The sequence below is a fragment of the Mucilaginibacter sp. P2_A4 genome (assembly GCF_056405015.1).
The window spans coordinates 322028-345571 of the sequence record NZ_JBFUCX010000005.1 but is presented as its reverse complement, the minus strand read 5'-3'; the positions used below and the strand labels follow the sequence as shown (position 1 = coordinate 345571).

General features: G+C 40.4%; 21 protein-coding genes. 14 read left to right on the top strand and 7 right to left on the bottom strand.

Annotation, left to right across the window (positions count from 1 at the left end):
* Positions 1-137: 137 nt before the first annotated feature.
* Positions 138-662: a hypothetical protein gene (locus AC1DYB_RS12590; RefSeq protein ID WP_477435328.1), complete on the bottom strand. Its 525-nt coding sequence runs from the start codon at positions 660-662 to the stop codon at positions 138-140.
* 360 nt (positions 663-1022) lie between these two features.
* Here AC1DYB_RS12590 and AC1DYB_RS12585 point away from each other — a divergent pair, with 360 nt between their 5' ends.
* Positions 1023-1535, top strand: a complete 513-nt coding sequence (locus AC1DYB_RS12585) for a hypothetical protein (RefSeq protein ID WP_477435326.1) — start codon at positions 1023-1025, stop codon at positions 1533-1535.
* 94 nt (positions 1536-1629) lie between these two features.
* On the opposite strand, the gene AC1DYB_RS12580 is transcribed toward AC1DYB_RS12585, so the two are convergent.
* The 3 genes from AC1DYB_RS12580 to AC1DYB_RS12570 form a co-directional block, all read right to left on the bottom strand.
* Positions 1630-2370: an SDR family oxidoreductase gene (locus tag AC1DYB_RS12580; RefSeq protein ID WP_477435324.1), complete on the bottom strand. Its 741-nt coding sequence runs from the start codon at positions 2368-2370 to the stop codon at positions 1630-1632.
* A 33-nt stretch (positions 2371-2403) separates the two neighbouring features.
* Entirely contained in the window at positions 2404-3186 is a 783-nt protein-coding gene (locus AC1DYB_RS12575) for an SDR family NAD(P)-dependent oxidoreductase (RefSeq protein WP_477435353.1), read from the bottom strand.
* Between the two features lie 149 nt (positions 3187-3335).
* Positions 3336-3926, bottom strand: coding sequence for a TetR/AcrR family transcriptional regulator (locus AC1DYB_RS12570; protein WP_477435322.1), 591 nt, complete (start codon positions 3924-3926; stop codon positions 3336-3338).
* 198 nt (positions 3927-4124) lie between these two features.
* Between AC1DYB_RS12570 and AC1DYB_RS12565 the strand changes: the two genes are divergently transcribed.
* Complete coding sequence (locus AC1DYB_RS12565) at positions 4125-5066, top strand: hydroxypyruvate isomerase family protein (RefSeq protein ID WP_477435320.1); 942 nt, start codon at positions 4125-4127, stop codon at positions 5064-5066.
* On the opposite strand, the gene AC1DYB_RS12560 is transcribed toward AC1DYB_RS12565, so the two are convergent.
* Complete coding sequence (locus AC1DYB_RS12560; protein WP_477435318.1) at positions 5059-5979, bottom strand: hypothetical protein; 921 nt, start codon at positions 5977-5979, stop codon at positions 5059-5061. The two genes, AC1DYB_RS12565 and AC1DYB_RS12560, sit on opposite strands and share 8 nt — an antisense overlap.
* A gap of 87 nt (positions 5980-6066) precedes the next feature.
* Between AC1DYB_RS12560 and AC1DYB_RS12555 the strand changes: the two genes are divergently transcribed.
* The 4 genes from AC1DYB_RS12555 (at position 6067) to AC1DYB_RS12540 (ending at position 8675) form a co-directional block, all read left to right on the top strand.
* Positions 6067-7224, top strand: a complete 1158-nt coding sequence (locus AC1DYB_RS12555; protein ID WP_477435316.1) for a M28 family metallopeptidase — start codon at positions 6067-6069, stop codon at positions 7222-7224.
* 7 nt (positions 7225-7231) lie between these two features.
* Complete coding sequence (locus tag AC1DYB_RS12550) at positions 7232-7783, top strand: GNAT family N-acetyltransferase (protein ID WP_477435314.1); 552 nt, start codon at positions 7232-7234, stop codon at positions 7781-7783.
* Between the two features lie 141 nt (positions 7784-7924).
* A complete protein-coding gene (locus AC1DYB_RS12545; protein WP_295719736.1) occupies positions 7925-8143 on the top strand; it encodes a hypothetical protein in 219 nt (72 codons plus the stop codon).
* Positions 8144-8381: 238 nt separating this feature from the next.
* The gene (locus AC1DYB_RS12540; protein ID WP_295719738.1) at positions 8382-8675 is read left to right on the top strand and encodes a hypothetical protein; all 294 of its coding nucleotides are present in this window, start codon (positions 8382-8384) and stop codon (positions 8673-8675) included.
* 14 nt (positions 8676-8689) lie between these two features.
* On the opposite strand, the gene AC1DYB_RS12535 is transcribed toward AC1DYB_RS12540, so the two are convergent.
* Positions 8690-9157 carry a CYTH domain-containing protein gene (locus AC1DYB_RS12535; RefSeq protein ID WP_477435312.1) on the bottom strand — a complete coding sequence of 156 codons (468 nt, stop codon included), beginning with the start codon at positions 9155-9157 and terminating at the stop codon, positions 8690-8692.
* Positions 9158-9317: 160 nt separating this feature from the next.
* Here AC1DYB_RS12535 and AC1DYB_RS12530 point away from each other — a divergent pair, with 160 nt between their 5' ends.
* From AC1DYB_RS12530 to AC1DYB_RS12500, 7 genes are all read left to right on the top strand, one after another.
* Positions 9318-10262, top strand: coding sequence for a hypothetical protein (locus tag AC1DYB_RS12530; protein ID WP_477435310.1), 945 nt, complete (start codon positions 9318-9320; stop codon positions 10260-10262).
* A 250-nt stretch (positions 10263-10512) separates the two neighbouring features.
* Positions 10513-11787, top strand: coding sequence for a TolC family protein (locus AC1DYB_RS12525; protein ID WP_477435308.1), 1275 nt, complete (start codon positions 10513-10515; stop codon positions 11785-11787).
* A 17-nt stretch (positions 11788-11804) separates the two neighbouring features.
* Positions 11805-12905 carry an efflux RND transporter periplasmic adaptor subunit gene (locus AC1DYB_RS12520; protein WP_477435306.1) on the top strand — a complete coding sequence of 367 codons (1101 nt, stop codon included), beginning with the start codon at positions 11805-11807 and terminating at the stop codon, positions 12903-12905.
* Between the two features lie 156 nt (positions 12906-13061).
* A complete protein-coding gene (locus AC1DYB_RS12515; RefSeq protein WP_477393975.1) occupies positions 13062-16202 on the top strand; it encodes an efflux RND transporter permease subunit in 3141 nt (1046 codons plus the stop codon).
* A 118-nt stretch (positions 16203-16320) separates the two neighbouring features.
* Positions 16321-16737 (top strand): hypothetical protein, encoded by a 417-nt coding sequence (locus AC1DYB_RS12510; protein WP_477435304.1) that lies wholly within the window; start codon positions 16321-16323, stop codon positions 16735-16737.
* A 129-nt stretch (positions 16738-16866) separates the two neighbouring features.
* Positions 16867-19458: a GH92 family glycosyl hydrolase gene (locus AC1DYB_RS12505; RefSeq protein ID WP_477435302.1), complete on the top strand. Its 2592-nt coding sequence runs from the start codon at positions 16867-16869 to the stop codon at positions 19456-19458.
* A 156-nt stretch (positions 19459-19614) separates the two neighbouring features.
* The gene (locus AC1DYB_RS12500) at positions 19615-19968 is read left to right on the top strand and encodes a hypothetical protein (protein ID WP_477435300.1); all 354 of its coding nucleotides are present in this window, start codon (positions 19615-19617) and stop codon (positions 19966-19968) included.
* A gap of 47 nt (positions 19969-20015) precedes the next feature.
* Here the strand turns inward: AC1DYB_RS12500 and AC1DYB_RS12495 are convergent, their stop codons facing one another.
* Entirely contained in the window at positions 20016-20894 is an 879-nt protein-coding gene (locus AC1DYB_RS12495; RefSeq protein ID WP_477435298.1) for a polyphosphate kinase 2 family protein, read from the bottom strand.
* Between the two features lie 279 nt (positions 20895-21173).
* Between AC1DYB_RS12495 and AC1DYB_RS12490 the strand changes: the two genes are divergently transcribed.
* Positions 21174-23504: a penicillin-binding protein 1A gene (locus tag AC1DYB_RS12490; protein WP_477435296.1), complete on the top strand. Its 2331-nt coding sequence runs from the start codon at positions 21174-21176 to the stop codon at positions 23502-23504.
* The last annotated feature ends 40 nt before the right edge of the window (positions 23505-23544 follow it).

Sequence of the window (23544 nt, the reverse complement as noted above, 5' to 3'; positions counted from 1 at the left end):
GGAGGGAGAGACGCAGCACTATAACTATAGATGTTTTATGAGGATACATCTACCTGAAAACAATAATTTCAGTTACAACTTAGAAGAACAGCGATGAATTTGATCCTTAACCCGTGAATTGTTTATTAAAGATCTGCTTAAAAAGTTACACCCAATTGCAGGCCGGTTGTTACAGAAGCCGGCAGGTTATTGCCAAACCTTACCGGCAAGGGTACCGAAACAAAAAAACCGGCATCTTTTCCCTTAACAATCATTTGGTTAAAAACAGGTGTAAACCCAAAACGGCCATTTGTTTCAAAAGCCATGCGACCGATAAAGGTAAAGCCATGTTTAAACCGAAACATGGCACCGGGATGAAATAAAACAGAATTTACCTTTGATATATTTTTTTCTGTGCGGATTGCCGGCGCAACCTCAAAGCTCACCCCAAAGTGGTCGCTTTTTAAAATATTAACTCCAAACGGAAAGCAAATGGTATAAACGTCAGAAAAATTGCTGGTGACACCATCTTTATTCCAGGTTGCAACGGGATTAAAAACACTAAAGTAACCTGTCACTTTAGGATAATTTGCCGATTGCTGTGCATGACTGATTTTAGCCGTCACCAATATGAATATTAAAAGGATTGTATACGGCTTGTAAAGCTTTATAAGTAAATGCATGCACAATATTATAAAAGCAGCACCGGCTAAAATTGTATAAATTTAACTATTGGTATCCTTTTTACTTTTCGGGTGATTTTTTATATCAAAAGGACTTCTCCCTCCTTGTACAGTGCATTTAATCAACCTTATATTTAATTAAAATGCATTCCTCCTACGCAACAAAAAACTCAGTTTTTAATGTAACAGATAAAAACATTTATATTTTTAAATACAATATAATAATTTAAAAAATCAATTATTTAACATATAATAAAAGATATCTAAGTTATTATTAAATATCTTTGCGCGATTATCAATAGATTATTGAATAATAAAACATATAACTAAACCATATCACTTAACAAACCTGCACAAACAATGAAAGCAATTAAAGCAATTATCCTGTTAACCCTAACATTTGGCGTAATAACCCTAAATTCATGTAAAAAAGATGATAAGGAAGCAACAGTATCAACCTCAATTTCAGCAAGTATTGACGGAACGGCCACAACATTTAACAACGCGGTTGGCCTTACAGGCACCGTTGGCGGCGTAAAATTCACAAGTGTAACAGGTACCGCGTCAAATAAGGCTGTTATCTCAATAACTTTAAATGGCACCATAACGGCTGGTAAAACATATTCTGCAGCAGCAGCCAATGCGAGCGACAAGCCACTGCTGTTATATGCACCTGATGACAACGATGACTATTTTAACGATGATAGTAATACTGCTAAACTGGTATCAGTTACAGTAACATCAATAAGCGCAACCAACATCCAGGGAACCTTTAAAGGCAACGTTACCAATACAATTTCTATAGGCAACGGAACCGGCAAAATTAAATCCATCACCAACGGAAAATTCAACGTTACAATAACCGGAAAATAGCTTCCTGTTTTAAATAGGATTTCCAATGAATAATAAAAGAGGGCGCTGTTTTAAAAACAACGCCCTCTTTTATTACATGGTATATTATGCCTGATTACCAGGGCATCTCTTTACCCAAATGGTAAAATTTACCGTTAGGGCCATCTTCGCCAATTAAAGCCATCTCTACGCTGGTTTTAGCACCATCCGGAATTTCCATTGGAGCATGTTCTGTACCTATTTCGGTTTTAACCCAACCCGGGTGTACTGAGTTTACTTTAATACCTGTACCCTGTAATTCCTGGGCCAAATGCACCGTAAAAACATTTAAAGCGGTTTTTGAGGCATTGTATGATAACCTCTTGGCTGCATCTATAGGACCATTAGGTATAGAATGTACAGTAAGCGACCCCAATATGCTTGATAGATTAACTATGCGGCCGGCATCGCTTTTCTTCAATAAAGGAAGCAAGGCATTGGTAAGGTAAACAACACTAAAAAAATTGGTTTCAAAAACATACTCAAATTCATCTGCAGTAGTTTCAACGTTTTTCTTTACAAATGCCGAATCATTTTTAGGCCCCACACCAGCGTTGTTTACCAGGATATCCAGCTTGCCAAATTTATTTTCAATATAGGCCGCAGCAGCTATCCTTTGTTCAGGGTTTGTAACATCCAGCTGAATGCCATAAGCCTCAATACCCTGGGCGGCTAACTCTGCTGCCGCAGCTTCGGCGGCACTTAACTGGCGTGCTGCTACTATTACAGCGATTCCATTTTCTCCTAATTGTTTTGCGGTTTCAAATCCTAAACCGCGGTTTGCGCCTGTTATTAAGGCTACTTTTTTTGTTGACATGATTTTTGTTAATGGTTGTTTGTTAATTTGTAATTATTCGTGATCTGTACTGGTTGAAACTTCGATCCATTGATCAATTTCTTTACCTGTTTTTTCTGCATTGTTTTTGTAAGTGCCAACAGCATCTTTACCAATTGGCAAGTGTAACGGAGGGTTTTCTGTGTGGGCAAGGTCAACAACAACTTTAGCCAGCTTTTTGGGATCGCCCGGCTGGTTGCCGTGTAATTGATCGACCATTGCCCTCATTGGGCCTACGGTTGTATCATAATCGGCAATGATATTTTTTGATGCGGTATATGATTCAGTGCTCAGGAAATCGGTGCTGAACAAACCGGGTTCAACAACGGTAACTTTTATGTTTAACGGAGCCAATTCAACAGCTAATCCTTTTGAAATTCCTTCAACTGCAAATTTGGTTGATCCATATAGCGCCCAGCCCGGTATTGCATCAAACCCAAACAATGATGATACATTAATGATATGCCCGGAGCGTTGTGCACGCAAATGAGGTAAAACCGCACGAATCACGTTTAATAAACCAAATACATTGGTTTCATATTGATTTTTCACTTCGGCGTCAGTAGCTTCTTCAATGGCGGTAACTATTCCAAAACCAGCATTGTTGATCAGCACATCAATTTTACCAAAATGATCGATGCTTTGCTTTACTGCAACTTTTACCTGTTCTTCGTTGGTTACATCCATAGTTACCACCAACAAATCGGGATTATTACCAAGGGCTGCCGCTAATTGATCGGCCTTACTGCGCACGGTTGCTACAACTTTATCGCCTGCAGCTAAGGCTGTTTTTGTGATCTATAAACCAAAACCTTTTGAGGCGCCGGTTACAAATAATACTTTTTGAGTTTTCATTTTGTTTATCAATTTATTTTTTTTAGACTTTTTGGTCTATTTTTAGTATTTAAAAAAACCTTTATCAGGTTCGGTATATTTAATCTTTATAGTTATTTTAATTGGTAGCTCTTCAAATCAGCCTTAAGCATCTTGATAATATCATGCATATATTTAGTGTTACCTGTAACACGAGACATCATCATGCCGCCTTCCAGCATAGTAAAAATCTTCATGGCCATTTCTGCCGGATTAATATCTGCAGAAAACTCTTTATTGGCTACCCCCTCATTAATGATGTCGCGAAAGCCTTGCTGCCCTTCTTCAATCATGACCTTTACTTTTTGTTTAATGGCAGGATTAGTATCATCCGCTTCCACACCAAAGTTGAGTATCGGACAGCCGCCGGCTATATACGAGTTGATGGGATCCTTATACACATCAATAAAAGCAAAAAGCTTCTTGATGGCTGTTTTCTCCTTGTTTATTACCGAGGCTATTTTATTACCTAGCTTATTCAGCAGGTAATCAACCATTACCGTTGCAATTTCCTCTTTGTTTTCAAAATGACCATACAGCCCGCCTTTTGCCATTTTGGTAGCGGCAAGTATATCATCAATTGTGGTGCCGGCTATCCCCTTCTCGTTAAAGAGCGGTGCGGCCTGCTCTATAATAAATTGCCTTGTTCTTTCTGCTTTGCCCATGTTGTTGATGATTGACAGAACAAAATTAGACCAAAAAGTCTAAAATGCAAATTATTTGTGAAGGTTTTATTTGTTGTGACATTAGGATGAAGAAACCCATTAAATCCCCGTTTTATCACCTGTATTTTCTTTTATCCATAAATCCTTTGTCCTTTATTCTCAAAAAACTATCTTGCTTGCTCAAACCAATCAAAACCTATGAAACGCAGAAATTTTGTGCAAAGCTCGGTACTTGCAGGTGCATCATTACTTACAACCGGTGTTTTAAAAGCGGCCACGCTTACAGGCAGTACTGATCCAGCCGGTTTAACCGCGGTAGCTACCGATAAACCATTCAATCTTAATTATGGCATTCATGATGGCATGTTTAAAAACCATGCAGGTGATGATTTTATTGAGCAGATAAAATTTGCATATGACAAAGGTTTCCGGTCAATAGAGGACAATGGAATGAGCGGCCGCCCCGAAGATCAACAGAAAAAAATAGGCGATACACTGGCCAAACTGGGTATGGGCATGGGGGTTTTTGTGCAACCGGGTTTGGGTAACGATAGTAATATGCTGGCATCGGGCAAAGCCGACCAAGTTGAAAAATTCTTAGCCTCCTGTAAACAGGCCGTTGAAATTGCTAAACGCATCAACAGCAAGCTGGTTACGGTAGTACCCGGCGATTTTGTGCGCAACCTGCCCATTGGCGTACAAACCGGCAACGTAATAGAAGCGATTAAAAAGGGCACAGCCATATTGGAGCCGCATGGTGTTATTATGGTATTGGAGCCGTTGAGTGATAATCCCGACCTTTTCCTGCGTACTCCTGATCAGGCTTATGCTATTTGTAAGGCTGTGGGCAGTCCGTCATGCAAAATCCTGTATGATATGTACCACGTGCAGCGCAACCAGGGCAATATTATCCCTACCCTTGATTTGGTTTATGACGAAATTGGTTACTACCAGATAGGCGATAACCCCGGCCGTAAAGAACCAGGCACCGGCGAAGTAAACTACAAAAACATATTTAAGCACATTTATAACAAAGGCTACCGTGGCGTTTTGGGCATGGAGCATGGCACAGCCGGGCAAGGTAAAGAAGGTGAGCTTGCTTTGATAAAAGCTTACAGGGAAGCGGATAGTTTTATGTAGAGAATCGCTCCTTTAACTCCCTCCCTATCCCCATAAAACTGCGGTGATTAAGCGGAAATTCTAATATAACGTGCGCCAGGCTAAGTATAAACAACCATTTAATACCTAAATTATAATTATAAAAATATAAGCCAACGGAGGCTATCCAGATAAGCCCAGCAATAACCGCTTTTGTTACCGAAATGCGGTGCCATTTAATCACTTTTGTTTTGGTAAACCAGTTAATATAATGATAGGTATAGGCAAAAGCAATAAGCCTGGTTAATACAATACTGGCCTGGTTTGTATAAATATTTATGGCCTGGTTACGCAGTGTTACAGTATTGAGGTGTGCAAAATGTTTATAATTGCTCATGGCCCATTGCGTTGGCGCCTGGTGCAAATTGGTAAACAACAGGCACAACAATACCGGGCAAACCAAAAATATAAATAATGCCAGGTAACCAGAAAAATGGCGGTTCTTTAATGCCCCCAATAATAAAAAAGCCCCGGTGAAGATATAAACATGAATAAGTGTAGGAATATATAGCCCAAAAATGGTTCGCAGTAAATTGTTGGTGAGCAAGAAGTACCCCAGTGCTACAAGTAAGGCAAAAGCAAACAGGCGTGTAAAAAAATTATTGGTTACCAGCATAATAAACGACAGACCAAAGGCATAGTAAACAAGATTGGCAAAAGGCAGTTTAAGCAAAACCGTGACTATAACTACACTTACTATCAACAGAAAATCATACTTTTTCAGCGTAAAAAATTGTCGCCCGTTTAGCCATGAAATTTCGGTAAGGTAATGCGCCGGGCCAAGTATAGCGTATGATAGCAGCACCAGTTCAAACGGAATAAACAAGGCAAGGCATGAGGCAACCAACATGGCAAGTATATTGTAATAATTGATGTGGTTAATATTGACACTCATTTCGCGTACTTATCCGGTTTTTTACCTGGGCAATTTAAACTAATCAGCCCGTTCAACAAAAAGTAAACTAAATACATAATTTTATAAATGAAATTTAAACTTACACTCCTATTCCTTTTCATATCCAGCCTTAGTTTTGCCCAGGACAGCCTTTTTGCCCGTAAGATAGTTGATACCCTTACATCTCCCTACTTTTGGGGGCGCGGTTATACACATGATGGCGTACACAAAGCCGCGGCTTTTATATCGGCACAATTTAACAGCTACGGTGTAAAACCTATGGATGGCAAAAGTTACCTGCAGGAATTTAGTTACCCGGTTAATATATTCCCCGGCAAAATGGAGGTTACTATAAATGGGATTAAGCTCATCCCCGGTAAAGAATTTATTGTAAGCCCGGAGAGTAAAGGCGTTACCGGCGCAGGCAAACTGGAGCAAACGGATAGCACACACTTTGTTGATCGCAAAAACAGAGTTATTGTTTCTGTAGAAGATAAACTTACCTGGTCTGTTGAAGGTAAAGCGCTTGATTTTACACTGATACAAGTTGATAAAAAGGCTTTGAAACAAATGCCAGCGTCCATTAAAGTTGCTATTGAAAACGAGGTTATCCCCAATTTTAAAAACGCTAACGTTTGTGGTTTAGTAAAGGGTACAGTAAAGCCCGATTCTATAATTATGATTACCGCGCATTATGACCATTTGGGAGGCATGGGCAGCGATACCTATTTCCCCGGCGCTAATGATAATGCCAGCGGACTTACCCAATTGCTAAGTCTGGCCAAATATTACGCGGCAAATCCGCAGCCATATACCATGGCGTTCATTGGTTTTTCTGGCGAGGAGGCTGGCTTACTCGGGTCCAAATACTTTACAGAAAACCCGCTTATGCCTTTAAAAAGCGTCCGCTTTCTCATCAACCTTGATCTTAATGGCACGGGCATAGATGGAATCACGGTAGTAAACGCAACCGTATATCCAAAGGAGTTTGCCGCCATACAGCAAATTAACAACGAGGGTCATTACTTTGTAAAGGTGATGCCCCGCGGAAAAGCCGCCAATAGCGACCATTATTTATTTACAGAAAAAGGTGTACCTGCTTTTTTCATATACACCTTGGGAGGTATAAAAGCTTACCACGATGTTTTTGATATCAGCGCCACCTTACCACTCAATAAGTATAAAGATCTGTTCAGGTTGATTGTAAAGTTCAACAGTTCGCTCATGCAAAACGTTAAGCCATAATCAGGATATGCTCAATCCAAACTTTTCACCATTTCCGGTTTTAACTACAGAACGTTTAATGCTTCGTCGGTTTATTAATGCTGATGCAGCCAGCCTTTTTAAATTGCGCGGTGATGCGGACGTGATGCAATATATCGGTCGCCCGTTGGCCAAAACGGTGGATGACGCTGTAGCATTGATAAATGTAATTGATGATTTGCTTGCAGGCAACAATGGCATTACCTGGTGCATATCGCTTAAAACCAATGCCGAATTTATTGGAAGTATAGGCTTTTGGCGGATAGAAAAGGAAAATCACCGGGCCGAGATTGGGTATCTCTTAAACCCGGTACACCAGGGTAAGGGTATTATGCAGGAGGCTATAGCTGCTGTTTTAAACTTTGGATTTGAAGTGATGCACCTGCACAGTATCCAGGCTAATGTTGATCCCCAAAATACAGCATCCCTTAAACTGCTCCAGCGCAATAATTTTGTACGTGAGGGTTATTTTAAGGAAGATCATTTAGTTAATGGAAGCTTTGCCGATACGGTTATTTATTCATTATTAACAAAAAAGTAAATGTGTTAACAAATTATTTATACGAAACATTTTGAATTAAAAAATTTTAATGCATGTTTACAACTCGAAACCAATTATATCTAAGCTGAAAACAATTCAGTATAAATGGAGTTAAACTAAAAAACAAAAAAGAAACTTATCATGGCAACAGAAAAAGGAAGCGGTATTACCGCGTATTCAGTAAAAACAAAAACTAAGAATGTACCGATGATTGATCCTGTGATTGATATTAAATCGGGAAGGTACATTGCTACCGGCAAAGATGCCGCAGGAAACAAAATGGCTGCTATTATGGGCAAAGCTACAGCCGAAGAGCATATCAGCAATGGTAATGCAAAAAAAGGCACTGGCTGGGCTTAATATTTTATTAACCTATAAAGCCCTGGCTTAATTTTGTTTAAGCCGGGGCTTTTGCGTTTTCAAAGTTTTACCACAAGCCCTTATCATCACTTTACCAAAAAGTTTTAGCTAATCGGTCGCAGGCAACCGCCTATCTGGTTAAGTAATTATACGTACGTTAAAATGGGTGAAAACACCTATTCCATCGCTTTAACATTTGCTTTAATTTTATAGCACCTAATAATTAAAGCAATTTGATATGGCTGTACGTATACTTTGTATTAAAACCGATGCAAAATTGCATCACAATCCGTATGTGGCTATCGATTCATTGGAGTGGGTGAACGAGCGCATAAACGTGAAGGGAATAACAGAGCGGACCAAACTGCATGACTGGATAAAGAATAAAGAAGGCGAAGCCTATATTTTAGATGATAGCGGAAACAAAACCTGCCTCATCCCAGCCCTCTGCCCCGAAGGAAATAAATACGTAAAAACGGTTAATGATGAATCCGAATCTGAAATATTGTTTGGCTTGCCGGAGTGCGCTTAAAATATAGCGCACATTTACCATTTACTGAACGGCTTTACAGCCAGGTTTGAGTTGTAATACCTATCGTCGCCGGTAACCTCTTTGGTAACCCATGGCGGGAGTATGAACTTTTCATCTTCGCTGTCAAGCTCAATTTCTGCGAGCAGCAAACCTTTATTTTCTCCTAAAAATTCGTCAACTTCCCAAACCTTACCCGCAACTTCAATACAGTAACGTCGTTTCCTTAATTCAGAAACTGCAAAATTATCCAGCAATTCTTCCCCTTCAACAGCAGGTATGGTGTACTCATACTCCAGGCGGCTAATACCTTTTGTACTACCCTTTATGGTAATAAAACCCTGGTCGGGCGTTACGCGGATGCGGATGGTTTTAGTATCATCACTTAAAATGTATCCTTGTCTAAAATACGTTCCTATTGGCTTAGGCAGTTGCTGCCATTGTTCCTGATCAACCAAAAACTTTCGCTCAATTTCAACTCCCATCGATTTGCTGTTTTTTAAATTTAACCTGCCTTTTGGCAAATGGTTTTAAACTCTGTTAGGTAATAGTACTCCTATTTTAAAATATTCACAAATATTAACTTTTTAAAAATCAATAGCCTATATTTAATGTATATTCCTTTAACCTAAATTAAATAGCCTTATGAAACCGATAATAAAACTTTCAGGGTTAATTTTGATGTTATCAATTAACTTTCTTAATCAAGGCTGCAAACAACCTGCCGTAGTTAAACATGATGGCGAAAAGGACCGGATATCGTTTAAACCAATATTCGGTAGCACTTATACAGAAATTTCACGGCGCACTGCAAATGGGCTTTCTTTTAATAATTACGGCTACCAACTGGAACCTCAATGGCAAATGAATTTTGTTTCAGACGATTCAGTAAGTATCTACAGCCCAACAAAAGGCCGGTTTATAAACTTTCCGCTTACCAGGGGATATGATTCTGTTTTTAACACAGCCAGAACATGGCTCAAGGTAAAAAAGATGAATAAAGACAGCCTCAGGCTCGAAGTACTTGAAGCCTACGGTGACTCGGTTGATACAAAAGGGGTCCGGGTTTTCATGACCTTTTATAACAATGATTACATAAAAAATACCCTTCATAGCGATACCGGGGTATTAAGAAGACCCAGCCGTAAAGATTCTTTATATGTCAGATCATTATCAGCTGTGGCAAATAAAGATTATAAAAAAGCCTTTTCTGCCAGGGAACCAGTTGTTTTCACAAGCAAAAGCCCCAGTGTAAAAGTTAAAAAATGGATTGCCGAGGGCGACATGTTAAATCATTTCAATACAAGTGATGATTATATGAATCCCACATATGATATTGCCATTAGCAAAGCTTACGCTAATTTTTATTATTCCTTCACCGTTTTTGTTACCTTAGATGGGCAGATGTATTACGGCAAGCCTTTAATTCCATTTTTCAATCAGTCATTTAAAGATAATTATCTCCGTCTTTCGCATTCGGTAATGGATAGCTATCTTAAATATTACCTGCAGGTAATTCCTGGTAAAACACTTGGAATGCCCCATGCAAGTGAGGTAAATGTACACGTAGAAGGAAAAACGGGAATTTAAGGTTTCTGTGATTTATTTCGTATTACAATAAAAAAAATGTGGTTGTAGCAGCAGCGAATCACTTGATTCGTAGCTGCTAATAATAAATTACTTACTGATTTACAGATATTTAAATAACGCTACAGCAACCTTAAATTGTTGTAGACATTAAAAAATTCAACCTTTATTTTAATTTATATTGTTAAAACGATCTTCATAGAAAATTCATACCTGTTACTAATGTTTGCAAAGTTGAATTGAATTGAGGACAATGTATAAAATAAAAACCCTGCTATTTTTATTAGTTGTATTTTTTTGCTGTAATACAAACCGGGCCACCGCCCAAACCGACACGGTTAAAATTAACTTTCAGGACGCCGAAAAACAGTTTTTGGAAAACAACCTGAGTCTATTAGCCCAAAAATATAATATTGAGGCGTCAAAAGCACTCATACAACAAGCCAAACTTTGGGATAACCCCGTACTTAGCACCGACCAGAACATATGGGATGGTGGCAGCCGCAAATTTTTTAACCACAACAATGGTGGCGGGCAAGTATTTGTGCAGCTTAGCCAGGTATTTGCTACTGCCGGCAAACGCGGCAAGCAGGTACAGGTGGCGCAAGATGATGCCAAAGTTCAGGAAGCTGCATTCGCCGACCTGATGCGTAACCTGCGATACAATTTGCAGTTAGATTTTAGCCAGCTGGCTACGCTTAACGCGCAGGAGAAGGTTTATCAAAATGAAATTAACTCGGCAAAAAACCTGGTAGGCGCTATCCAAAAATCATTTGATGCGGGTAATACCTCTATGAAGGACCTCATCAGGCTTAAAGCTTTGCTTTTTGGCTTGCAAAACGACATGGTGGAAAACAACCGCCAAATCAACAGCCTGCAAACCGAGCTGAAAACTTTATTACAAACCAAAGAAACAGCTTTTGTTTACCCACTGATAAATGATAAACCGGTAGAAACCGTAGTGCTTGATATACCAACACTAATAGAACAGGCCAAAACCAACAGGCCCGATTATTTATCTAACCAATATCAATTAAGCTCGGCAACCCATAACCTTGCTTATCAAAAAGCACTGGCTGTGCCCGATGTTACCATAGGCGCCGCGTATGATCAAAACAGCAGCTATGCCAGAAATTACTATGGTTTACAAATTGGCTTACCCCTGCCCTTCTTTAACCGCAACCAGGGTAATATCAAATCGGCTAAATACAATATCCAAAGCCAGGAAAGTACGGTAAAACAAAATGAGCTTCAGCTTAAAAATGATGTTGTTGCAGCTGTAAACCAGTATAAATTAAACCAACAGTTGTTTTCAACCCAGCAACTGGAGTTTAATGAGCAGTATGATAAACTGTTTAGCAGCATGCTTAAAAGTTTTCAGCAAAGGCAAATTAGCCTGGTGGAGTTTGTTGATTTTTTTGATACCTATAAGGATACCAAACTTAAAATACTTCAACAGCAATATAACTTGCAAAAGGCTATCGCCGATCTAAACTTCGCCACCGGCACCACTATAATAAAATCTTAAAACACTTTATACTATATATGATGAAAAGAGAAACGCTGATACCTGCTCTTTCGGCTTTACTGTTTTTGGCTGCCTGTAAAGGAAAAACTCAGCCCGTTGCAGAAAACAAACCAATATGTGTGAGCGATTCAATGGCCAAAATTATCACCATTGATACTGCCAAAACTACCGCTATAAAAAATGAGCTTACCCTTTCGGGCCAGGTATCAAATGATGAAAATACCGTTGTTAAAGTTTTTCCTTTTTCAAGCGGGCAAATATTGGATGTGAAGGTTTCCTTAGGTGATAAGGTAAGCAAAGGTCAAACACTGGCAATTATGCGCAGTGCCGATGTTGCAGGTAACTATACCGATCTTACGGCTACCAAATCCGACCTGGCGATATCAAAACGCCAGCTTGAACAGGCCGAATACCTATATAAAAACGGTATCTCAAGCGAGCGCGATTATACCGAAGCTAAAGAAAATTTCAATAAAGCCCAAGCCGCCAACAGGAAAATACAACAACAGATAGCTATCAATGGCGGTGGCAATACCAATGCCGGTGGCACCCTGGTAATAAAGGCGCCGGAAAGTGGCTATATCGTTGAAAAAAATGTAACTACAGGTAGCTTCATCCGCCAGGATAATAACGGAAGCCTATTCACCATATCAAATATGAAAGATGTATGGATTTGGGCCAACGTATTTGAATCAGACATCAGCAAAGTTAAAACCGGCTACACTGCCAAAGTAACCACAATAGCCTATCCGGGTAAGGTTTTCGACGGTAAAATTGATGCGGTAAGCTCGGTGCTTGATCCGGACAATAAGGTAATGAAAATAAAAGTGGTATTGCCCAATAAAGACATGCTTTTGAAGCCAGAAATGTTTACCAATGTGGTTATCACCAATAACGATGCGGCAACAGCGGTATCCATACCTGCAAAGGCGGTAATATTTGATAGCAGCAAAAATTTTGTAATTGTATATAACGACAAATGCAATTTAAAGGTGCGCGAAGTAAGCGTCATTAAAACAGTAGATAATGTAAGCTACATAGCATCAGGGTTAAACGCGGGTGATAAGGTGATTTCCAAAAATGGTTTGCTTTTATACGATGCTTTAGCAGGAGATTAATGTAGGTAGTATCAAGTAGTCAGTATCAAGTATCAAGACCGGAGAATATCGGGCAGCTTAGATACCTGATAATACAAACCTAACAACTTGATATTAAACCCATCTCCCAAAGAAAAAAGTCTTGCTACTTGATACTAATTACTTGATACTATTACAATGAATAAATTCATTAAAAATATAATCTACTTTTCGCTAAGGCACCGCTATTTTGTGTTTTTTATGACACTGGTACTGGTTGTGCTTGGTATATGGAGTTACATGAATACGCCCATCGAGACGTTTCCCGATGTAACCAACACGCAGATCATCATTATTGCCCAGTGGCCTGGCCGCAGCGCCGAAGAGGTGGAGAAAATGATCACCATCCCGATGGAGACCGTTTTAAACTCGGTACAAAAAAAAGCTAACCTGCGTACAACCTCAGCTTTCGGCTTATCATACGTGCGCATTATTTTTGATGATGATGTGGATGATGCTTTTGCAAGGCAGCAGGTGTTGAGTCGTTTGGGTAACGCCGATTTACCCGATGGCGTTAAGCCCGAGGTTGAGCCCCCCTATGGCCCAACAGGTGAAATTTACCGTTACACACTTAAAAGCCATACCAAATCAATCCATGAGCTTACTGCTATTCAGGATTGGGTGTTGGACAGGCAATTCAAATCCGTTCCTGGTGTTGCCGATGTTAACAGTTTTGGTGGCGAAGAAAAAACTTACGAGGTTAGTGTTAACCCTTCTCTTTTGCAAAAATACGGGCTAACATCGCTGGATGTTTACACCGCCATTAACCGCAGCAACATCAACGTAGGTGGTGATGTGATTGAAAAAAATGACCAGGCCTATGTAGTACGTGGCATCGGGGTTATCAACAATATTGAAGAGATCCAGAACATCATCATTAAAAACGTAAACAACGTACCTATCCTGGCCAAGGATATTGCCGATATTAAAGAAGCTGGTTTGCCGCGTTTAGGGCAGGTAAGCCGTGATAAGCAGAAAGATGTGCTGGAAGGTATCATCGTGATGCGTAAAGGCGAAAACCCTGCCGAAGTTTTAGATCGGATACGTGATAAGGTAAAAGATCTGAACGAGAATATTTTACCAAAGGATGTAAAGATTGATACCTTTTATGATCGTACCAACCTGATGGATTTTTGTACCGAAACGGTGATCCATAACCTTTGCGAAGGTATTATCCTGGTAACCGTTATCGTGTTCCTGTTCATGGCCGACTGGCGTACTACCTTAACGGTAGCCATCATTATCCCGTTGTCGTTACTTTTTGCCTTCGTATGTATGCGAATAAAAGGAATGAGCGCCAACCTGTTATCAATGGGGGCGGTCGATTTTGGTATTATTATAGATGGTGCTGTTGTAATGGTCGAGGGCATTTTTGTGGCGCTTGATCATAAGGCCAAAGAAGTGGGCATGCAAAAATTTAATGGGCTCGCAAAACTCGGCCTCTTTAAAAATGTAGGCGCCGAAATGGGCAAGGCTATCTTCTTTTCAAAGCTTATCATCATCACCTGCCTCATCCCTATCTTCGCATTCCAGAAAGTTGAAGGTAAAATGTTTAGTCCGCTGGCTTATACCTTAGGCTTTGCACTCCTTGGAGCGCTAATATTTACCCTTACATTGGTACCTGCATTATCAAGTATCCTGTTGCAAAAAAATGTGCGGGAAAAACATAACCCGGTTGTTATCTTTTTTGAGAACGGCATCCGCAGGATGTTCAATTTCACATATAAAAATCAAAAGCTTAGTCTTATAGTAGCGGTAGCCTTTATGGCCATCACTTTCTTCTCGGCCAGGTTTTTAGGTTCGGAGTTTTTACCTGACCTTAACGAAGGCGCCCTATGGGTTGAGGCCGAACTACCGATGAGCGTTTCACTGTCTGAAGCGGAAAGCATCAACCAAAAAATGATGCAAATACTGCATAAGTTTCCCGAGGTAAAACAAACACTGGCACAGGTTGGCCGTACCAATGATGGTACCGACCCTAAGGGCTTCTTTGATGTACAGATCCAGGTGGATTTAAGGAACAAAAAAGAATGGCCCAGCGGCTTAACCGAAGACCAGCTGATTGACCAGATGGATAAGCAGCTGAGCAAAATCCCCGGTACCGTATTCAATTACTCTCAACCCATCCGTGATAACGTAGAGGAAGCCGTAGCGGGTGTTAATGCGGCATTAGCTGTAAAAATATTTGGACCCGATTTTCAAACGCTTGATCATAAAGCAGATAGTGTATTAAAAATCCTGAAAACTGTTCAGGGAGTCGAAGATCTTGGAGTACTGCGCAATTTAGGTCAGCCGGAGTTCAGGATTGAGCTTGATCAGCGTAAAATGGCGCTGTACGGCGTTTCAACAGCCGATGCCAACTCTGTAATTGAAATGGCTATAGGTGGTAAAGCCGCAACTGAATTATATGAAGGCGAACGCCGGTTTGATATCAGGATAAGATACCAGCAGCAATACCGCGATACAGAAGATAAGATAGAAAACCTGATGGTGCCTACCTTAAACGGATCAAAAATTGCGATAAAGGAAATTGCCACTATTAAAACCATCACCGGCCCTGCCTTTATTTACAGGGATAATAATACCAGGTACATTGCCGTAAAATTCTCTGTTCGTGGCCGCGACCTGGGGAGTACTATCAGGGAAGCTCAGGATAAAATTCACTCAAAAGTTACCTTTGGGCATGGATACACCGATGTTTGGGCTGGCGAGTTTGAAAACCAGATCCGCGCATCAAATACATTGGCGCACGTAGTGCCTATATGTTTGCTGGTTATATTCCTTATTTTGTTTATCACGTTTGGTAACGCTAAAGATGCCACACTGGTTATCATGAACGTACCGTTCGCGTTAATAGGTGGTATACTTGCATTGCACATAACCGGTACCAATTTCAGCATCTCGGCAGGTATTGGTTTTATAGCCTTGTTTGGGGTATGTATTCAAAATGGGGTAATCCTGGTATCCGTTTTCAAAAAGAACCTGGAAGAACACATCCCGCTTGATAAAGCCATATTAGATGGGGTAATAAGCAGGGTAAGGCCGGTAGTAATGACTGCGCTGATGGCAGCTATAGGTTTGATGCCTGCAGCGGTATCAACGGGTATTGGGTCTGAAACGCAGAAACCATTAGCTATTGTGGTTATCGGTGGTTTGGTTACTTCAACCATATTAACCTTACTTATATTACCTATTATTTATGCCATAGTTCACCGTTTGATCCATCGAAGGGAAAACCGAAAACTATTGAAAAAAATGGGCGTTGTAAGAAATGCCTAACTCCATACAAAACGCCCGGGCAAACACCCGGGCGTTTTTTTATTAGGAGCTTTAGGTCTTGCAGGGAATTAGATGAATCTATATTTTAGAGGCTTATTACAACACACCCATTCCTTATATGAAAGTATTTTGTTCGCTCCTGGTTATCCTGCTATCCGCAACGTCCTGCAAAACCTATTACATGACCCCTGCCAGTTTAACAACCCAGCTCGAAAATATTAAACCGGAAAAAATAACCGATGCCTACGATTTCAGGCTCGGTCTTACAGGGGTATTATTGAAAAACGGAAAAAACTTTTACAATGGAATTGATAGCATCCAGGTAACCGATAAGGACGGAAAACAATTTAAAATACCGGTTACGCTTCATACAAGCCTTCGGTTGACGGATAATACAGGTCAGAGCGTTACCGTGTTTTTTGACTCAATGTTTAAGAAAGACAGCTTGATCTTTGCAAGTAAATCTCATTTTTTTAATTTGCCCGTTAAACGCAATATCAATAGTATTAAAAAAATCGAAACTCAAATAAATTAAATTTTTTCCCCTTAAAAGATTCCATCCTCATCTGCATATCTACCTCATTGCTGTATAAATTTATGGTAGCAGTATATTGTAATATTTAAGTTTTATTTTGCGTGATATAATAAAACAGTATTTACCCATATGTCAGCCATCAGATCTGTACTTTGTAATGCTTTTGCACTTACTTTATTATTAACCATAACGCTAACTGCATCAGCACAAAAAAGAAAAGATAAAGACTTTGCCCAACTGGTTGACCCCTTTATTGGCACCGGCGGGCATGGGCATACTTACCCCGGTGCTGTGCTGCCTTTCGGGATGATGCAGCTTAGCCCCGATACCCGGCTGGATGGCTGGGACGGCTGCTCGGGTTACCATTATACAGATACGGTGGTTTACGGCTTTTCGCATACGCACTTAAGCGGTACGGGCATTCCTGATTATTGCGATGTATTATTTATGCCTACTACCGGCGACCCGCAGTTTAAAAATACCGAATATCGTTCTGTATTTAAAAAGAAGAACGAGTCAGCATCCCCAGGCTACTATAAAACCCTGCTGGATAAATACAACATCGGCGTTGAACTTACCGCGACCACACGTGTAGGTGTACACCGCTACAATTACCCCAACGCCGAAAAAGCCAATATCATCATAGATCTTCAACACCGCGATGAAGTGCTTGATTCATGGATAGAGGTGATCAATAACCATGAGATTCGCGGTTACCGCAAATCAAAATCGTGGGCTAATGACCAGCAGGTATACTTTTATGCCAAATTTTCTAAACCGTTTAAAACATACGGCATTGCCGTTAATGATAAATTGCAAGAGGGAAAAAACAAAGTGGAAGGCAAAAACATCAAAATGTATTTACAGTTTGATGACCCCGGTGAAGTAATTTCTAAAGTAGGGATCTCGGCTGTAGATGCAGATGGGGCCTTAAAAAATTTAGATACCGAGGTACCTGATTTCGACTTTAAAAAGATCCAAAAGACAGCCAGAGCAGCCTGGAATACCGAATTGAATAAAATTCAGGTAGAAGGCGGCGGACTATCATCTTCGCAACAAGCTGAACTTAATGATCAGCCAGGTGTCACCAATCCGTCCAGCCCAATGCCCAAAGGTAAAAAAGCACGCCCGGTTGATGAGGTTAAAACTAAACAAACCATTTTTTATACCGCTTTATATCACTGTATGCTGGCGCCCAGCATTTATAATGATGTAGATGGTAAATACAGGGGCTTAGAACAAAAGGTGCATACCGCGCAGGGATTTAATTACTACACCGTATTTTCTTTATGGGATACCTACCGGGCAGAAAACCCACTGCTTAACCTCATTGACAGAAAACGCACGCTCGACTTTGTTAAATCATTTTTGGCGATGTATGACCAGGGCGGGCTGCTGCCGATATGGCCATTGGCCAGTACCGAAACATATTGTATGATCGGTAATCATTCCATCCCGGTTATAGTAGATGCATACGCGAAGGGGATTCGTGATTTTGATGCGGAGAAAGCCTTTACAGCTATGAAAGCCGCGGTAAACCGCAATCAATTTGGGTTGGATATCTATCGTAAAAATGGCGCAGTACTTTCTGATCAGGAAGAGGCATCTGTATCTAAAACACTAGAGTATGCTTATGACGATTGGTGTATTGCCCAAATGGCTAAAATGCTCAACAAACCAGAGGATTATACAGCATACATAAAACGTGCGCAATACTGGAAAAACGTTTATAACAACCAGAATGGTTTTATGCAGGCCCGCAGCAATGGCGGCTGGTTAACCCCTTTTGACCCTGCCGAGATCAACAACAATTACACCGAAGGCAATTCCTGGCAGTACTCTTTTTTTGTTCCGCAGGATGTGGAGAGCCTGATGGCAGCAATGGGTGGCAAAGAAGCTTTTGAAGCAAAATTGGACGAATTGTTTACCACCGAATCAAAACTAAAAGGCAGTGATATACCCGATGTAAGCGGATTGATAGGCCAATATGCACATGGTAATGAACCGAGCCATCACATGGCCTATTTGTATAATTTTACAGATTCGCCGGATAAAACCCAGTTTTATATTGACCGCATCTTGCGCGAAGAATACAGCAACAAACCCGATGGATTGGCCGGTAATGAAGATTGCGGACAAATGTCAGCCTGGTATGTAATGAGTTCACTGGGCATCTATAATATTGCACCGGGGCAACAGCAATTCCAGGTAGGTGTGCCGCAGTTTGATAAGGCTGTTATTAATCTGGAGAACGGAAAACAGTTCAGCATCATTAACTCCGGCGCAAGCATAGGCAAAGGAAACATCTATCTGCAGGGGATGAGCCTTGCAAAAAAGGCATATAATAAACTATACTTAAACTTTGCTGATATTGCCAATGGTGGCGAATTTGAGGTATTTGCAGGCAAACTGGCCAATAAGATGTTCATACATGACATTGAAAAACCAACATCAAAAATCACCGATAGCCTCATCGTGACTACTCCTTACATCATAGCTCCATCCAAATCATTCAAAACGCCCATCAGCATCCAAATAAAAAGCGCCGGGCCCGGTGCTAAAATTTATTACACCGTGGATGGATTAACGCCAACAGCAAATTCATTGCTTTATACCCAGCCTATTATAATTTCGGCCAATACAACAGTTAAGGCAATAGCCATCAGCAATGGCAACAGCAGTTTTGTTGACGAGGCTACCTTTATAAAACTAAAAAACTAAGAAGGGGACATTAAAATCCGGAAGTTATTAAACCGCTAAACGGTACATTTTGCTGATGGAAACCAAGGTGGAATAAATTAGCTCACAAGCTAAACATTTGATAATAAATATGGTTAGCTTTAATAATTAGTTATCACTTAAATTAACCTTCACCTCATGAACGATTTCTCATCAAAAGATGACGGCAAATTAGCGGGCATCATTAGTTATTTTACAATTGTAGGATGGCTTATAGCATATTTTGCGCTTTATCAAAACAATAAAACCGCGCTTGCAAGTTACCAGATCAGGCAAACCCTGCTTTTCCACCTGGTTTCAATGATTGTTTCTTATGCTGCCGGTGCCCTTTTATTTTCTCCGGGTGCATCTTTCAGTTTAACAATACTTTGGCTGGTAAGAGTAGCCCTTTTTATAATTTGGGTAATTGGGCTTATTGGGGCCATCGGAGGTCAAAGAAAACCAATGCCGCTAATTGGTGAACCAGCCCAATCTGTTTTTTCGGGTATATAATGGAGATAAAGGCCTTACATAGTTTTTTAACCTATCTAAGGCCTTTATTACTCTTTTAACAACAACTTTTTTGATTCATCCAGTTTTTTCTTTTCCTCTTTATCCAATACCGGATAATTTAATTTCAAACCCTTTAAAGTGTCCAGAATAATGGATGAAATAGCTATCCTGGTAAACCATTTTTTATCAGCAGGGACTACGTACCAAGGGCAATCTTTGGTAGCTGTTTCCTGGATAGCTGTTTCATAAGCTTCCATATAATCGCCCCACCTTCCCCGTTCCTCAATATCTGCCGCCGCAAACTTCCAATTCTTTTTCGGATCATCTATCCGTTCTAAAAACCGCTCCTTTTGCTCATGTTTAGAAACATGGAGAAAAAACTTAATGATCACAGTTCCATTATTAACTAAATGGTTTTCAAATGAGCGGATGCTTTCATAGCGCTTAGCCCAAAACTTTGGATGAATATCTTTAACTTCCTTTATTCCAGGTAAATGTTCATTTAGCAAAAGTTCTGGGTGTACTTTGGTTACCAACACATTTTCGTAATGCGATCTGTTATGGATCCCTATGCGGCCCCGCTCTGGCAATGCACGGTAGTGTCGCCATAAAAAATCATGTTCATAATCTTCGGTACTGGGCTGCTTAAAGCTAAAAACCTGGCAGGCCTGGGGATTTAGTCCCGATAATGTATGTGCTATGGCACTGTCCTTTCCGGCCGCGTCCATAGCCTGGAAAATGATGAGCAGCGCATATTTATTAGCAGCATAAAGCTCTGTTTGCACGTCAAATGTTTCTGCTATCAGGTTCTTCAAAATAGCTTTTGCATTCTCTTTTTCAAAACCATCTGAGTAACCAGGATCAAAATCTTTAAGTGAAAAACTCTTGCCATGGTGGACCTTAAACTTGTCGACTATATTACTCATGATAAAAAATTTGCTTTACGCTTTGTTAACGTAAAATTTAGGTGTTAAAATTGCGTTGATTATAATGCTGTTTATTTTAGCCGATACCTGCATTTTATTCAATACTAAATATTATTTACCAAAAATGGGGTAACAATTAATTTACGATGAATAATGCTTTTACGCCCTTATCAGGTAAAAAGGCGAATAATGATTATATTATTAATTTTTAAGGAACAGCATATATTAATATTTGTTTGGGAGCTATGATTTAGCCCTATAATTTTACATCTTTACCCAATGTTCAGACGAATAAGAAACCGATTTCTGAGGTTCATAGCCATATTTATATACTTCATTATTATCTTCTTTTGCTCTATCGAGCTCAACTTCCTATGGCTGTCAGGATACTCTCCTGATATGCAGGATATTAAAAACCCTGTAATGTCGGTAGGCTCTGAGGTTTACACAGCAGATGGTAAATTAATAGGGCAATATTACAAGGAGAACCGCTCTCCTGTTGATTTAAAACACATCTCCCCCAACCTGGTAAACGCCCTTATATCTACAGAAGATGTAAGGTTTTACAGTCACCACGGGGTTGATTTTTATTCGTTTTTTACCAGTCTGCTATCCACCGCCAAGGGCGACCGCCGCGGGGCAAGTACCATTACGCAGCAATTGGCAAAAAACCTCTTCGAAACCCGCAAACGTAAATCGCAGGGCTTTATTAAACGCGTGCCGTTTATACGCACTATTGTATATAAATGTAAAGAATGGCTTACCGCTTTTAAAATAGAGCACGTTTATACCAAACAGCAAATTCTTACCTTATATCTCAATACTGTTCCCTTCGGTAATAACTCTTACGGCATTAAAACTGCTTCGCTAAAATACTTCAACAAACAGCCCGACCAGGTTACGCCCGCCGAAGCCGCTTTATTAATTGGAATGCTGAAAGCGACATCAAATTACAACCCTATCCGCAACCCAGAACGTGCCACTGAGCGCCGTAATACGGTGTTAGGGCAAATGGAAAAATATGGCTACATCACGAAAGAGCAATATACCACCAGCACAGCATCACCCATTAAGCTTGATTTGAGCTATGTGGAGCAGGACTCTCATGGTGACTCTTACATACGCCGCGCGGTTGAAAAATGGCTTGACAAATGGTGTAAAGAAAATGGCTATGATCTTTACGAGGATGGCTTAAAAATCTACACTACTATTGATTCCCACCTGCAGCAATATGCCGAAGAAGCTGTTGCCGAAAAGATGAAGATGCTGCAAAAACGGTTCAATAACCTTTGGGGCAATAAAAACCCATGGCGTGATTCTAAAGGTGTCGAGATCAAGGATTTTATTTTGAAAAACGAACAAAGGCTTCCTATTTATAACCTGCTGCATAAAAAGTATGCCGGCGATACCGTAAAGATTAACGATTATTTTAAAACCAAAAAGAGGATGACCGTTTTTACATGGAACGGCGAGCAGGACACTACATTTTCAACTATCGACTCTATTAAATACTACGCCAAAATATTAAATACCGGCATGATGACCCTGGAGCCATCAACAGGTAAAATAAAGGTATGGATTGGCGGTATAGATCATCGCTTTTTTAATTACGACCATGTAAACCAGTCGCGCAGGCAGGCGGGCTCAACGTTTAAACCATTTGCCTATTTAACCGCTTTGGATAACGGCTTTACGCCATGCGATAAATTTACCGACCAACCGGTAACCATCAAATACAAGGATAATGGAAAAGATGAAGTTTGGCAGCCAAACAATGCCGATTTCCATTTCTCGTACCAGGAAATGTCATTACGCTGGGCCATGGGCAAATCCGTAAACTCCATTACCGCACAGCTTACAGAAAGAGTTGGCTGGGATAAAATTGTGCAGTACGCCCATAAATGCGGTATCGAAAGCCCGTTAAAATCGGTTCCATCGGTATCATTGGGTTCAAATGATGTTTCGGTTTATGAAATGGTACGGGCTTATAGCACCTTCCTGAACAAGGGCCAAAAGATTGATCCTTTACTGGTTACCAAAATCACAGATCAGGATGGTAATGTACTGGATGAATTTGAATTAAAAACAGAAAAAGTATTGAGCGAAGAAACTGCATGGCTGATGCTTTACATGTTTCGCGGTGGTATGGAAGAACCGGGTGGTACCTCACAGGCTTTGTGGGAATACCCCGGACTATGGAAAAAAGACAACCAGATTGGCGGCAAAACCGGCACCTCATCTGATTATGTTGACGGATGGTATATGGGTATCACCAAAGACCTGGTTACAGGTGTTTGGGTTGGCGCCGATGACCGAAGTGTACACTTTACTACATCAGAAACTGGTGAAGGTTCACATACTGCACTCCCTATTTTTGGACGCTTTATGGAAAAAGTTTATGCCGATCCTAAATCAGGCTATACTTACGGCCCTTTCCCAAAACCATGGAGCAAGATCACCAAGAGTTACCAATGCCCATCACCGCATATTGTTGCCGATACTACAGAAACAGATAGCACAAGCAACCCTATTGATACCACTAACGTTATACCTGCACCGGCTACTACTACGCCAGAAAACCCTGAAAACCCTCCGGCTAATCAAAAATAGTGGAGCTATGGGCAATACGGTGTATGTATAAGTTTTTAAA